This window comes from Agriterribacter sp. (genome assembly GCF_035444585.1).
In the GTDB taxonomy this organism is placed as follows: Bacteria; Bacteroidota; Bacteroidia; order Chitinophagales; family Chitinophagaceae; genus Agriterribacter.
Genome location: NZ_DAOMOZ010000135.1, coordinates 1 through 13,581, shown reverse-complemented (window position 1 = coordinate 13,581; position 13,581 = coordinate 1). Strand labels below are relative to the sequence as shown.

Genomic DNA, 13,581 nt, shown 5'->3' with positions numbered 1-13,581 from the left:
TGATTTGTATATGGATTTAATTTTAACTTCGCCGCCTGATTTCCATTCCCTGTACTTTGCTATTGCTTGCACATTGAATTAACCGGGAATGATACGGTAGGATAGGTACCGTACCCGGGTGACATTTCACTAACGGAATAGTATAATAATATTTATGAGAAAAGGGGTTCTGTTATTTTCCACGTGCATGGTCTTTATTTCCTTCCGGTCAACGGCACAACAACAAAATGATTCCTTATTGCAGGAAGCCACCCTGGAAAACTGCGTTGCATATGCTGTAAAAGAGCAGGCCCTGGTACAGCAGGCGCACGTAGATGAGTCCATAACTGAAGAGGCCATTAAGAGCAGGCTTTCAGAATGGTTCCCGCAGGTTAATTTCAACTATACTTTTCAGCACAACTTCGAGGTACAAACCAGCATTATTGGCGGCAATCCCGTTAAGCTGGGCGTGGATAACACTTCAGGAATATTGTTCACACTCAACCAAACCATTTTTAACCGGGATGTGCTGCTGGCAAGCCGCACCCGTGCCGATATTCGCCGCCAGGCCAAACAAAATACGGAAAGCGTTAAAATTGATGTGGCAGCCAATGTTTCAAAAGCTTTCTATGATGTGCTTACAACAGAACAGCAGATAAAAGTGTCGGACGAAAACATCGTTCGGTTAGAGCGCAGCTACAAGGATGCATACAACCAGTACCAGGCAGGCATAACCGATAAAACAGATTATAAGCGGGCGGCTATTGCGCTCAATAATACAAAGGCGTCAAAAAAAAGCTATGAAGTATTGTTAAAGGCACGGGTAGAGAACCTGAAAGCGCAGATGAGCTATCCTGTAAATGCCCCGTTGCAGATAGTGTACGACAGCACTCAGATGGAAAAAGAGATCTTGCTGGACACTATACAGGCTCCTGATTATACAAAGCGTATTGAGTACCGGTTGCTGACCACGCAGCAAAAACTGCAGGAAGCCAATGTGCAGTACAACAAATGGAGCTTTTTGCCGCAACTTTCAGCAAACGGCGCATATAATCTTAATTACCTCAATAACGATTTTAATAAATTATACAATCAATCTTATCCTGCCTCGTATGCAGGACTGACATTGTCTTTTCCCATATTCCAGGGCGGTAAGAGAAGGCATGATATCAGGCAGGCAGAGTGGCAGTTGAGAAGAACAAATCTTGATATCGTGAACCTGCGCAATGCCGTAAACGCCGAATACAATGCCGCTTTGGCCAATTATAAAAGCAATTATGCCGGCTATACGGCAATAAAGGAAAACCTGGTGCTGGCAAAGGAGGTATATGATATTATTCAGTTGCAATATAAAGCGGGTGTTAAAACCTACCTGGAAGTGATCACGTCGGAAACGGATCTGCGATCGGCACAGATCAATTATTATAATGCTTTGTATGAATTGCTGGCAAGTAAAGTTGATGTGCAGAAAGCGCTGGGGGAGATCAGGTATTAATTTGTGAATTTGAGAATTAGAAAATGGAGAAGCAGGCAACCTGTCAGGACTGCCGTGCTGCTTCGATGTTGAGCATTCTTTACAGGTTTAGAGGGATCCGGATTTCGAATTTTAAAATTTAGGCTTTGTATTTATTTGCTTCTTGTTTTTTGGTTCTTGTTATGTTTAAAAATACAATTTAACAGTTCAATGATAAATAAATCTATTACGACATACACAGCAGCAGGTATTTCGTTGCTGATCATGTCGTGCGGTGCTAAGCAGCAGCAACAGGGGGCGCCACCGGCGGTACCCGTAACCGTTACTGAAGTGAAGACCGGCAACGCGGTTTTTTATGATGAATATCCCGGTATTGTAACAGCGCTTAACCAGATAGAACTGCGTGCGCAGGTAAGCGGCTATATCACCGGCATTTATTTTAAAGACGGCGACAGGGTAAGGAAAGGGCAAAGGTTATATTCAATAGACGAGCAGGTATACAGCGCCAATGTACAACAGGCGCAGGCCAACTTACAGGTGCAGGAAACCAATTTGCTGAAGGCGCAGAAAGATGCAGACCGCTATCATGAGCTGGACAGACAGGATGCCATAGCCAAACAGCAGGTAGACTATGCCGATGCCGCGCTGGAAGCAGCAAAGAAACAGGTGGAGGCTGCCCGTGCAAATGTAAATGCCGTGCAGTCTAATGTGCACTTTGCCAGCATATTCGCCCCTTTCGACGGCACCATCGGTATTTCGCAGGTTAAAAAGGGCACTTCGGTAGTGGCAGGACAAACCATTCTGAACGTGGTGTCTACGGACGATCCTATTGCTGTGGATTTTACCATTGACCAGAAAGAGATATACCGCTTTACCCATTTGCAGCAAGGCAAAAAAGATCCGAAAGACTCTACATTCACCATTGCTTTCGGGAAAGATATATATCCCTATAATGGAAGCATCAGCTTTATTGACAGGGCAGTAGATGCCCAAACCGGCACCATTAAAGTGCGGCTGGTTTTTCCGAACGGCAAAAAGTTATTAAAAGCCGGCATGAGCGCTACCGTAAGGGTATTGAACGGCACGGCCGAACGATCGGTATTGATACCTTATAAGGCGGTAACCGAACAGTTGGGCGAATATTTTGTATATGTGCTGGGCGACAGCAATAAAGTGTCACAACGCAAGCTCGGTCTGAGCAGGCAGATCGGTGCGGATGTAATTGTGAAGGACGGATTAAAAGAAGGTGAAAAGATCGTGGTGCAGGGTGTACAGAACCTGAGAGAAGGGATAGTGGTTACCATACCTGAGCAGGGCGGGCAGTAGGTTATTTTGGTTGGCTGGCTGACAGCTCATACCTCACATTTTTATTGGCACAACATGATAGCAGAAACTTTTATAAAACGGCCGGTAACGGCCATCGTAATATCCATTGTAATTGTACTGGTTGGACTTATTTCCATGATCAACCTCCCTGTTGCGCAGTACCCCGATATTTCTCCGCCAACGGTATCCATTTCCGGCAATTTTACCGGAGCTGATGCCAAAACCGTTGAGCAAACCACTACAACCGCCATTGAAACGCAGGTGAACGGAACGCCCGGCATGACCTATATGACCAGCAACAGCACCAGCAGCGGGCAAAGCAGCATTACCGTAAATTTTGAGGTAGGTACCAATATTGACATTGCTACGCTTGACGTGCAGAACAGGGTGAGCGTGGCAGAGCCCTCTTTGCCGGATGCGGTAAAGCGCTTAGGCATTACCGTTCGCAAGCGCAACCCCAGCATTATGATGGTGCTGGGCTTCTATTCTCCCAATGGGACGCATGACGCCACATTCATCGGCAATTATGTAAACATTTATGTGAAGGACGCGTTATCGAGGGTAAAAGGGGTTGGTGATATATTTGCGCCGGCCGATAACTTCAGCATGCGCATATGGCTGAACCCCGAAAAGCTGGCCGCGCTTGCTATGACACCCGCTGAAGTGAATGCAGCTTTACAGGAACAAAATGTACAGGTGGCCGCCGGAACGGTAGGGGGCAATCCCCAGCCGGGGATGCAAACCTTTGAATACAGCGTATTGACGAACAGCCGCATCAGCACACAGGAACAATTTGAGAATATCATTGTGCGCAGCCGCCCTTCCGATGGAAGCATTGTTTACCTCAGGGATGTGGCACGCGTGGAGCTGGGAAAATTCGACTATACTACCAATGCTTTTGTAAACGGTAATCCGGCCGCATTTGTATTGGTATACCAGGCCCCGGGGGCCAATGCGCTCGACACATACAAGGGCATTACAAAGACGCTGACAGAAATGAGAAGAACCTTTCCAAAGGATATTGATTACCTGATGCCGCTTGAAACAGCTTCGGTGGTGCAGGTATCCATAAACGAAGTGCTGCATACCCTGGTGGAAGCGCTGATACTGGTAGTGCTGGTGGTATTCTTATTTCTCCAAAACTGGCGGGCAACACTGATACCGGTACTGGCCATACCGGTTTCCCTGATCGGTACTTTTATATTATTTGCTCCGCTGGGCTTTACCATCAATACGCTCACCTTATTTGCTTTTGTGCTGGCCATCGGTATTGTGGTAGATGATGCTATTGTGGTGGTGGAAGCGGTGCAGCACAATATTGACCATGAAAAGATGTCGCCAAAGGAAGCTACCCGTAAAGCAATGAAAGACATATCGGCGCCGGTGATAGCGATCGCGCTGATCCTGGCCGCCGTATTCGTTCCTGTGGGCTTTATACCGGGGATAGTAGGCCGTTTGTACCAGCAGTTTGCCATTACCATTGCCGTATCTGTTCTTATTTCTGCTTTTGTTGCATTATCGCTTACTCCCGCCCTTTGCTCCGTTATGCTCAAACCGTCAAAGGGGGAAGAAGAAAAAAAGAACTGGCTCGAACGGTTTTTTGCCGGCTTTAACAGGGGCTTTAACCGCCTGACCAATGGTTATACAAAAGGAGTGGGAAGCTGGATACGGCGTACGCCTTATGTTTTGATCATGCTGGTGGTACTTTTCGTGGGTTTGTTTTTCTTGTTTAAAAACAAGCCGTCCGGATTTATTCCTACGGAAGATGAAGGCCGCCTGTTTGTTACATACGAAATGCCCGAAGCCACATCCACTACACGCAATATTGCCATGTTAAAAGAGCTCAGCACCATTATAAGATCGTTGCCGGAAGTGAAGGTAGCCGGTGGTTTGGCGGGTTTAAATATAGTGAGCTTTTCCGCCAAATCCAATGCGGGTACCATATTTGTGTCGCTGAACCCCTGGGACGACAGGAAAGGCAAAGAACATCATGTGCAAAGTGTTATCGCAAAAATAAGGGCTGCTACCGCGCACATCAGGGAAGCCAGGGTTATACCCATTGCTCCGCCTGCAATACCCGGCTTGGGCGCTACATCGGGGTTTACATTCCAACTGCAGCAAACCAGCAGCACCGATGATATCCAGCAGTTTGAAAAAGTGGCCCGCGACTTTTTAGGTAAGCTGTACCAGCGGCCCGAAATTGGTGCGGCTTTTACTTTCTTCAATGCCCGCACGCCCAGCTACCAGGTTGATGTAGACAGGGAAAAAGCCAAGAAGCTGGGCATAGCGGTTTCCGATGTTTATGCCACGCTTTCAACATACCTGGGGAGCAGCTATGTGAACGATTTTAATTTATATGGAAGGAATTTCCGCGTGATGCTGCAGGCCGACAGCTCATTCAGGGGCTCATTGCACAATATTGAAAAATATTATGTGCGCAACAGCCAGGGCGGCATGGTGCCGCTGGGCTCGCTCATTACTACAAAAGTAATTGAAGCCCCGGCTGTTATTTCGCATTATAATATTTATCGTTCAATTGAGATCAACGGCTCACCAAAAGACGGGTACAGCAGCGGCCAGGCTATTGCGGCTTTAACGGAAGTGGCCAAGACATTGCCCGCAGGCTACAGCTATCAGTTTTCGGGCATGAGCCGCGAAGAAATAGCTGCAGGGAACCAGCAGTCATTGATTTTTGCCGTTTCCATTATATTCGTGTTTTTGTTCCTGGCAGCGCTGTATGCGAGCTGGTCGGTACCGTTTTCGGTATTGTTTGCAGTGCCTATCGGTGCATTCGGGTCCATACTTACTCTTACTTTTATTCCCGGTCTTTCAAACAATATATATGCACAGATCGGTCTGATCACATTGATTGGACTGGCGGCTAAAAATGCCATCCTCATTGTTGAATTTGCCAAAGAAAGGGTAGATAAGGGCATTGATATTGTGCATGCCACTTTGCAGGCCGTGCGGTTGCGGTTACGCCCCATCGTTATGACCTCGCTGGCATTTATACTGGGAGTGCTGCCCCTGGCCTTTGCCAGCGGTGCGGCAGCGGAAAGCCGTAAAACCATTGGCTGGACCGTTTTTGGCGGTATGCTGGCTGCCACTACGCTGGCCATATTTGTGGTGCCGGTATTGTTTGCACTTATTACCCGGCTTGCGTACGGAAGAAAACTGAAGCGGCTCCAGGAACAATCCAAACAGGAAGAAGCCATCGACAAAGCCATCACCGGCGGGAGAATAGGGTAGAACTGATAACTGTTTTTCTGCAAAAGCCATTCTCCGGGGTGGCTTTTGCCTGTTGTTTATCCGATCCTGAATAAGTGCTTGAATGGATATTATAATTAGCCTTTTGGTTGTGAAAATGATACATTATAATGTTTGAGCAATTCGGCTATGTACCGTTATTTATCTATTGCCTTCTTCTATGATATTTATAAAGCCGGGTTAAGGGCAGCTTGGTGAACCAGAAGCCTGCAATAGGCTTCCTGTTGTTCAAATCACAGTAGTGCAAAAGTGACATCAGGGAACCCACCGGAAAACGGGAGGTATTCGTTTTCCGGCGCCTGCCCGACTGAACGTCGTTCGGGCGGGGCTTTTGGTTACTTTTTCCGCAAAAAGTAACAAAGAAAAATAGTCTGATGCCATATATTGTTTTGAGGTTAACAGTCTTCATTTTGAAATGAACAATCAATTCCCAGTTAACTTTTGAAAAGTCTATATCTATGATTCCGACCCATGCGCCTGATCCAATAAATTACTTACCATTATAATATTCCCAAAGGAGCGCCGATATCTTTTTCGTCATTATCCATGCTTCATTGTTTTCATTCCAGCTTTGATCCTTATTGTTTTTGGTGAATATGCTGAAGATGTAAGGATTTTTTTTACCATTCACATACAGCACTTCATTGCGGCTGCCGTTCACTGCACCGTTTTTGTCGGCTACAAAAACACCCGCCGGGATCTGCGACAGCGCCTGTTCGTCCCAGTACTGCCGGCTCAGCAAGCGAAGCATTTTATCGCTGGCCGCTTTGCTGAATATTTCACCGCGAACGATCTTTTCCATAATACCGGCTATCTCGCGTGGTGATGATTGTCCCCAGCCGTATATACGCCTGTTTTCTTCCCGCCCCGGGGTGCGGCTGTTAACTCTTGTACACGTATAGCCCAGACTGTCTACGATTTCGTTGATCCTTGTTCCGGAGCCGGCAAGCGCCTGCAGCCACAGGCTGGCGCAGTTGTCGCTGATGGTAAGCATCAGCATCATTACCTTACCTAACTCGATGGTAGCGCTGTCTTTAAAGCGCGAGAGGATATCATCTCCTACATCATAAAAAAGCGAATCTCTGTACATGAGGCGCTGACGGTAGTTCAGTTCACCCGCTTCTATCTTTTGCATGATGCCCAGCAGGATGGGTATCTTAACAATGCTGGCGGTAAGGAATACCGTATCGGCATTGATGTACGCAACCTTGTTGTGTTTCAGATCATGTACGTATATGCCCACATCCCCGTTAAAACCTTTAACAGCTTCGGCAATGCGGCTTTGTAATTTTTTATCAACCTGCTGCGCATGTGCGGAACAGATGTATACGACGAGTAAAATGGTAGCGGTAATTCTCATACATGAATGTAATGATAAAAGCCCGAAGTCCTGAAGCCGGGATCCGAAGAAAATACAAAGCAACGAGAACCAAATTGCAAGAACCAAACTTGCCTACCGGCAGGCAGGCCTGTCTGCCGGGGCGGATAAAATTCAAATATTAAGTTTCAAGCCCGAAACAGAAATCCCGAAATCCGAAAGATGCGGTCGGTACCCGGCAAAGGAAGGTTAGGCCGCATCTGGAATGACTGGTTTGCAGCTCAACATGCTTTTTATACCTTTAGACTTTCAGACAACGGGCAGGGATCAAAACAGGAGTCAAAGCATTCAAACAATGGAAGCCAAAAAGCTATTATTCATTCAGGGTGGAGGCAACAACGGTTACGGGGCGGATGAAGCATTGGTGGCCTCCCTGAAGCAGCATTTGGGAAAGGGGTATCAGATCAACTATCCAAAAATTCAGTCAGACGAAACGGCATTAGATTTTGGTTGGACAAAACAAATCGGACTACATATTGATAGCATCGGCCGGGACTTAATTTTGGTTGGACATTCTTTCGGTGCGTCTATGATCTTAAAATATCTTTCTGAGCATCCAGTAAATAAAACCATTGAAGGTATCTTTCTTCTTGCCACGCCTTTCTGGAGCGGAAATGAAGAATGGCAGAAAGGCTTACAGCTTAGAGACCATTTTGCAGACAGCCTGCCTGATGAAGCTCCTCTTTTTTTGTACCACTGCCGCGACGATGAAGAAGTTCCATTTTCACACCTTGATCAATACAGGCGAAAGCTGAATAAGGCAACTTTTCGCGACATTCCGGGTGGCGGGCATCAATTCAATAATGACCTGTTTTACATAGCGGGGGACATAAAAACACTTTAAACAATAGATATTATGCTGATAGCAAATAGTATTTTACTGGGAATTGTAGCACTCATTTGCTTCCTGGGGGGGATCAATATTATGCTTAAGGGTGCAATGTATTTTTTGCCAAAAGACACACCGCCGCAATTGGTCCTGGATAATTTGGTCAGGTTTTTAAGCGGCATTTATCTAGGCTCCGGATTTCTTTTCGCCTATGCCTCATTCAATGTAGAAAATACAGGCAACCTGGTGTATTTTTTGGGGCTCATCGTAGTGTTTTCAGGATTGGGGCGCCTGTATTCGAGAGTGCAGGCTGGAACAGCCGGCAGGTATTTTGATTTTATTATGGCTGTTGAAATCGCTCTTGGATCAGCAATTATATCAATAAAGTGGCTGAGCGTATAAGAATACCGGCAGGGGGGAATCAATAAAAAGTGGCCTGCTTGGCTGCGGGGTAACCGAACTGAATTACATCGTAACCGGGCAATAACAATCGGCCGCCGGCAAGGGCCGGGCGTAAGGGCGGCTGGCGGAAGCTTGTGCTGATAAGAACATTTAAATAGAGAAACGTAATGACAAGAAATTTAACCATTGCCGGCCGGCTTCGGGAAGTGCTGCTCAATGGACATTGGATCGCTAACACCAATTATAAAGAACAAATACTAAGTGTGAGCTGGCAGCAGGCAACTCAGAAAGTTGACAACTTAAATACTATTGCGGCTTTGACCTATCACATAAATTATTATTTGGCAGGTCTGTTGAGCGCCTTTGAAAACGGGAGACTTGAGATCAGCGACAAATACAGCTTTGACCTTTCTCAAATGAAGTCGGCAGCAGATTGGAACGAGTTAGTTACGACCTTTTTGAACAATTCGGAAAAGTTTGCAAACAGCGTTGAACAAATGGATGACAGTATTTTTGACCGGCCGTTTGTGAATGAAAAATATGGAAGCTATTTACGAAACATTGAAGGTGTGATCGAACACAGTTACTATCATTTAGGGCAAATTTTATTGATAAAGAAGATGATACTGCAGAGCCGGTCATAAGCGCTCTGTTACCGGCGGTTACAGGATAGTCCCCCCTTTCAATTTTAAAAATCAATGTATAGCGGATAAAAAACCGTTGTCATTGTTTAAAACGGCAGGTATGCGTAAAGCGGGGTGCCGGCGGTCATTGACAAACGATACGACACAGACCATTCAGCTTTTGAATTTGCAAGCCAGTTAAACGGGATAAAATATTTTTTTCTAAAAACGATAAATAATTATTGTTTATCGATAATTATTTATTATATTTGTGATGTAAATGGTAACATCAGTATGAAAAAAATTTCAATAATATTCCTTCAGGCAATCATTGTGCTTGTCGGCATCGTGGCGCTTATCATCTTGATCTGGCTTCCCTTAACAGAAGGGCGGGCCACAAACTTAGACCTGTTTGGCATTTATTCTGATCCGTTCATTTTGTACGGGTATGCGGCATCAATCGCTTTTTTTGTTGCCTTATACAAGGCATTCAGATTACTTGGCTACATTGGGAAGAATAAAGTATTCTCAGCAGACTCTGTTAAATCTTTGAAGAGTATAAAGTATTGTGCAATCGCACTAAGTATTTTAATTGTAACAGCCGGACTATACATAAAAATATTCCATAATAAAGAGGATGACCCTGCGGGTTTCCTTGCCATTTGTATCATAACTGCTTTTGTTTCTGTTGCAGTTGCAACTGCTGCGGCAGTATTTGAAAAAATCTTACAAAGTGCCGTAGATATGAAATCTGAAAATGACTTAACAATTTAAGCTATGCCGATTATCGTAAACTTAGACGTGATGATGGCAAAGCGAAAAATTTCTCTGAATGAACTTTCCGAAAGAGTTGATTTGACATTATCTAACCTTTCTATCCTGAAGACAGGAAAGGCAAAAGCAATTCGTTTTAGTACTTTAGAAGCAATTTGTAGAGCGTTGGACTGTCAGCCAGGTGATATTTTGGAATATGTAGATGATAAAAGAAGAACAACGAACCGCTGAATCCCGCCCGAACGCCGGGCCCCGAACCGTTGCCGCTGCGGGGTATTTATTCACCGCTCGCATAAAGCAAAGCAATCAAGGAAGTACCGGAGAAACTCAGAGAGCAAGTCGTGAGCGTTATTTTGGACTAAAAACGGATAAAAAAAATGTCATTGGAATGGACGCTTTTAAACCTGCTAAGTATATCCGGTCTTCCCCAATTTTTTTTCCCGTTTTAAAAATAAATGAATAGGTTTGATAGCCTTTTCAATCCGAACCATATATAATCTCCGGTATTCAATCCGTTTACCATTCGGGCTATAAATTTTGTTTGAGGTACAGAAGTAAAGGGCACCCTTTTATAAATAGCCGTTTGTAAACGCCTGAAAACAGCTATAAGCATTTGTAAGCGCTTGGAAGTATTTAAAATGAAATGAGTTGCGCAAGCCGATGTATTGATCGGCAATACGCGGCTTACCACTAAATATGAACAATTCTCCTCTTTCAGTTCAGCTCAAACAGGTTTATAAAATCTCTGATAAAGATTTGATAAAAGTTATTCAGTTGTTTGAAACCATACATGTAAAAAAGAATGAGCACCTGTATCGCTCCGGGGAAATTGTAAGACAGGTTTACTTTGTTGAACGTGGTTGCTTAAGACAATATTATATTAATAATAATGGTGAGGAACGTACCATTTATTTTAAAATAGAAGACGGGTGGTGCAGCGAGCTGGTGAGCTTCCTGGATAATAAGCCAACCGAGCTGTGTGTTCAGGCGCTTGAAGACAGCACACTTCAGTCCATCAGTCAAAAAAACTGGGTGTATGCGATCACTCAATTTCAATCTTTCACCCTGGGTTTTATAAGGGCGCAGCAGGACACGAATTTTATGCTGAAAAAACGGCTTGCCGAAGCCACTGTTGAAACGCCTGAAGAAAAATACCTTCGGTTTGTAAAGGAGGAACCCTATTTATTGCAAAGAATACCGCTTTATCAGATCGCTGCCTATTTGGCCATGACACCTGAAACCTTAAGCCGCATCAGAAAAAAAATTGCCGAAAAATAGTTTCTTATCTCAAATCAAGGACTTTGCTGCCTTCCAAATATAGTTTTGTGCTATAAAAATTAATTGTATGAACAAAGAAACGATCAAAGTCGGTCAGGTGACCATTGACTTTTTACTGGAAGCAGCCGACACCAATGGTGCTGCAGCCATGTTTGAATTTACCGTGCCGGTTGGCGCAAAAGTGCCCACACCGCATTACCACGAGCATTATGATGAAACCATTTACGGGTTGTCGGGTACTTTAACTTTTACGGTTGAGGATAAAGTGATAGACATCCAGCCGGGCGAAACCTGCTTCATTCCCCGTGGCGCTGTACATGGTTTTAACAATTTAAAACAGGTCGATGCCAAAGGGCTGGCAGTAATTACCCCGGCGTTGCTCGGTCCTATTTTCTTTAAAGAAGTTGCCGGAATTGTAAATGCAGGCGGTCCTCCCGATCCTGAAAAGTTAAGGGTCGTTATGACAAAACACGGGCTGGTTCCTGTTGTGCCCAAAATGCAGCATGCATAATGGTTCGGCAAATAAGATAGAGCTTGCTGCTGTACCGGCTAAAGAAGGGATGAATTCCGGTAGAGCAGCAAGCCCCCGCCCGTTATATTCCATGTATGAACACCACTTCTTTCCGCATCTCTTCTGCTACATCCAACTGGCACAAAAGAAGGGTAAAAAGGCGATAACCGGCGCGGTGGAAACATTACATCCGCAAGGAGATCACCGGCATAGCTTTCCCTGTTTTTTTCTATTTTTCAAAAAAAATGAATAGGTTTGGTAACCCTTTCATCCGTACCCGTAAATACCATCCAATATTTAACCCGGTTACCTGTTTCAGCCATGAACTTTATTTGAGTGCAGCAGTGGCAAGACCGGTTATGGTAGTTGTTTGTAGGCGCTTACAAACAACTACGAAAACGAAGCGGAAACAATGGCGACAACAACAGACAAATTGGCTTTTGAAAGCGGATATTCCGAAGTGAACGGACTGAAAATGTATTACGAAGTTTACGGGCAGGGCAAACCGCTTATACTCATTCATGGCGGTGGCTCAACCATTCAGTCCAGCTTTGAAAAGATTATTCCGTTTTTTGCAAAAAAACGCAGAATAATCGCTGTTGAACTACAGGCGCACGGACGGACGAGCGACAGAAACGCAGACCTGACATTTGAACAAGATGCGGACGACATTGCGATGCTGCTCAAAAACCTGAGCATTGACAAAGCGGATTTTTTCGGTTTCAGCAATGGCGGGACGACGACTTTGCAAATTGCTATTCGTCACCCCGAAATCGTTGACAAAATAATTTTAGGTTCAGCACTTGCCAAACGCAACGGCGTTCCGGATTGGTTTTGGGATTTTATAAAACAGGCGAAGCTGGAAAATATGCCCGGGCAACTCAAAACAGCATACAAACTGGTTGCACCCGATGCTAACGGTTTACAAATAATGCACGACAGAGATGCAAAACGAATGGCAAACTTCAAAGACATTCCGGATGAGCAAATAAGAGCCATTAAAGCGCCGGCTTTAATTATTATTGGCGACAGAGACGTTGTTACACCGGAACACGCCATTGAATTGCGCAGACAGATTACCAACGCTGAATTAGCGATAATTCCGGGCGGGCACGGAGAATATATTGGCGAAATCACGACAATAAAACCCGGCACAAAGGAAAGTGAATTTGTTGTGCCGATGATTGAAAAATTCCTCGACAGGGAAACTAAATGAGCAACGAACTGCCGGTACGTCCCCGCGATCCTCATTGCAGCGAACGCCACATAAATCTGGAATGAAACGATATCAACAGAAAAATGCAGCAGAAACAACTTGTGTCGCGCCGGGGTCTGCATCCAGGCAATAAGCATAGCTATGCGACCCCTGCGCTAAGGCTTTATTCTGATACGCTCTTCGCAGCCAATCAAAACGTATGTTGGATAGAGTCCGGAGGAATTATCAATACTCATTGCCGGAAATTACCTGCATAAATCCCAAAAAACTTTTCCAGTTTTAGAAATAACCGAATAGGTTTGATAGCCCTTATTGTGTCGCGCCGGGGTCTGCATCCAGGCAATAAGCATAGCTATGCGACCCCTGCGCTAAGGCTTTATTCTGATACGCTCTTCGCAGCCAATCAAAACGTATGTTGGATAGAGTCCGGAGGAATTATCAATACTCATTGCCGGAAATTACCTGCATAAATCCCAAAAAACTTTTCCAGTTTTAGAAATAACCGAATAGATTTGATAGCCCTC

At 44.9% G+C, this 13,581-nt stretch carries 12 protein-coding genes; 11 read left to right on the top strand and 1 reads right to left on the bottom strand.

Features of this window, described 5'->3' with window-relative positions; all coding sequences use genetic code 11:
- Nucleotides 1–154 precede the first annotated feature (154 nt).
- From PLH26_RS14280 to PLH26_RS14270, 3 genes are all read left to right on the top strand, one after another.
- Entirely contained in the window at nucleotides 155–1,474 is a 1,320-nt protein-coding gene (locus PLH26_RS14280; protein ID WP_324586706.1) for a TolC family protein, read from the top strand.
- Nucleotides 1,475–1,663: 189 nt separating this feature from the next.
- Nucleotides 1,664–2,779: an efflux RND transporter periplasmic adaptor subunit gene (locus PLH26_RS14275; RefSeq protein ID WP_324586705.1), complete on the top strand. Its 1,116-nt coding sequence runs from the start codon at nucleotides 1,664–1,666 to the stop codon at nucleotides 2,777–2,779.
- 54 nt (nucleotides 2,780–2,833) lie between these two features.
- Nucleotides 2,834–6,028, top strand: a complete 3,195-nt coding sequence (locus tag PLH26_RS14270) for an efflux RND transporter permease subunit (RefSeq protein WP_324586704.1) — start codon at nucleotides 2,834–2,836, stop codon at nucleotides 6,026–6,028.
- Between the two features lie 508 nt (nucleotides 6,029–6,536).
- Here the strand turns inward: PLH26_RS14270 and PLH26_RS14265 are convergent.
- Complete coding sequence (locus PLH26_RS14265; RefSeq protein ID WP_324586703.1) at nucleotides 6,537–7,406, bottom strand: serine hydrolase; 870 nt, start codon at nucleotides 7,404–7,406, stop codon at nucleotides 6,537–6,539.
- Between the two features lie 313 nt (nucleotides 7,407–7,719).
- On the opposite strand from PLH26_RS14265, the gene PLH26_RS14260 reads away from it, so the two are divergent.
- The 8 genes from PLH26_RS14260 to PLH26_RS14225 all read left to right on the top strand — a co-directional run bounded on the left by PLH26_RS14260 (nucleotide 7,720) and on the right by PLH26_RS14225 (nucleotide 13,057).
- On the top strand, nucleotides 7,720–8,268 hold the full coding sequence (locus PLH26_RS14260) for an alpha/beta hydrolase (RefSeq protein WP_324586702.1): 549 nt from the start codon (nucleotides 7,720–7,722) through the stop codon (nucleotides 8,266–8,268).
- 12 nt (nucleotides 8,269–8,280) lie between these two features.
- Nucleotides 8,281–8,655 (top strand): DUF4345 domain-containing protein, encoded by a 375-nt coding sequence (locus PLH26_RS14255; protein WP_324586701.1) that lies wholly within the window; start codon nucleotides 8,281–8,283, stop codon nucleotides 8,653–8,655.
- A 167-nt stretch (nucleotides 8,656–8,822) separates the two neighbouring features.
- Nucleotides 8,823–9,299: a DinB family protein gene (locus PLH26_RS14250; protein ID WP_324586700.1), complete on the top strand. Its 477-nt coding sequence runs from the start codon at nucleotides 8,823–8,825 to the stop codon at nucleotides 9,297–9,299.
- A 273-nt stretch (nucleotides 9,300–9,572) separates the two neighbouring features.
- The gene (locus PLH26_RS14245; RefSeq protein ID WP_324586699.1) at nucleotides 9,573–10,052 is read left to right on the top strand and encodes a DUF2975 domain-containing protein; all 480 of its coding nucleotides are present in this window, start codon (nucleotides 9,573–9,575) and stop codon (nucleotides 10,050–10,052) included.
- 3 nt (nucleotides 10,053–10,055) lie between these two features.
- Nucleotides 10,056–10,283, top strand: a complete 228-nt coding sequence (locus PLH26_RS14240; protein ID WP_324586698.1) for a helix-turn-helix domain-containing protein — start codon at nucleotides 10,056–10,058, stop codon at nucleotides 10,281–10,283.
- Between the two features lie 525 nt (nucleotides 10,284–10,808).
- Nucleotides 10,809–11,330, top strand: a complete 522-nt coding sequence (locus PLH26_RS14235; protein WP_324586697.1) for a Crp/Fnr family transcriptional regulator — start codon at nucleotides 10,809–10,811, stop codon at nucleotides 11,328–11,330.
- 67 nt (nucleotides 11,331–11,397) lie between these two features.
- Complete coding sequence (locus tag PLH26_RS14230) at nucleotides 11,398–11,841, top strand: cupin domain-containing protein (RefSeq protein ID WP_324586696.1); 444 nt, start codon at nucleotides 11,398–11,400, stop codon at nucleotides 11,839–11,841.
- Between the two features lie 412 nt (nucleotides 11,842–12,253).
- Nucleotides 12,254–13,057 (top strand): alpha/beta fold hydrolase, encoded by an 804-nt coding sequence (locus PLH26_RS14225; RefSeq protein WP_324586695.1) that lies wholly within the window; start codon nucleotides 12,254–12,256, stop codon nucleotides 13,055–13,057.
- Nucleotides 13,058–13,581: the final 524 nt, after the last annotated feature.

What these genes read in the sequence shown, in the direction of transcription:
- PLH26_RS14225 (WP_324586695.1), top strand. Translation starts at nt 12,254, where the DNA reads ATGGCGACAACAACAGACAAATTGGCTTTTGAAAGCGGATATTCCGAA.
- PLH26_RS14280 (WP_324586706.1), top strand. Translation starts at nt 155, where the DNA reads ATGAGAAAAGGGGTTCTGTTATTTTCCACGTGCATGGTCTTTATTTCC.
- PLH26_RS14270 (WP_324586704.1), top strand. Translation starts at nt 2,834, where the DNA reads ATGATAGCAGAAACTTTTATAAAACGGCCGGTAACGGCCATCGTAATA.
- PLH26_RS14240 (WP_324586698.1), top strand. Translation starts at nt 10,056, where the DNA reads ATGCCGATTATCGTAAACTTAGACGTGATGATGGCAAAGCGAAAAATT.
- PLH26_RS14260 (WP_324586702.1), top strand. Translation starts at nt 7,720, where the DNA reads ATGGAAGCCAAAAAGCTATTATTCATTCAGGGTGGAGGCAACAACGGT.
- PLH26_RS14275 (WP_324586705.1), top strand. Translation starts at nt 1,664, where the DNA reads ATGATAAATAAATCTATTACGACATACACAGCAGCAGGTATTTCGTTG.
- PLH26_RS14250 (WP_324586700.1), top strand. Translation starts at nt 8,823, where the DNA reads ATGACAAGAAATTTAACCATTGCCGGCCGGCTTCGGGAAGTGCTGCTC.
- PLH26_RS14245 (WP_324586699.1), top strand. Translation starts at nt 9,573, where the DNA reads ATGAAAAAAATTTCAATAATATTCCTTCAGGCAATCATTGTGCTTGTC.
- PLH26_RS14265 (WP_324586703.1), bottom strand. Translation starts at nt 7,406, where the DNA reads ATGAGAATTACCGCTACCATTTTACTCGTCGTATACATCTGTTCCGCA.
- PLH26_RS14230 (WP_324586696.1), top strand. Translation starts at nt 11,398, where the DNA reads ATGAACAAAGAAACGATCAAAGTCGGTCAGGTGACCATTGACTTTTTA.
- PLH26_RS14255 (WP_324586701.1), top strand. Translation starts at nt 8,281, where the DNA reads ATGCTGATAGCAAATAGTATTTTACTGGGAATTGTAGCACTCATTTGC.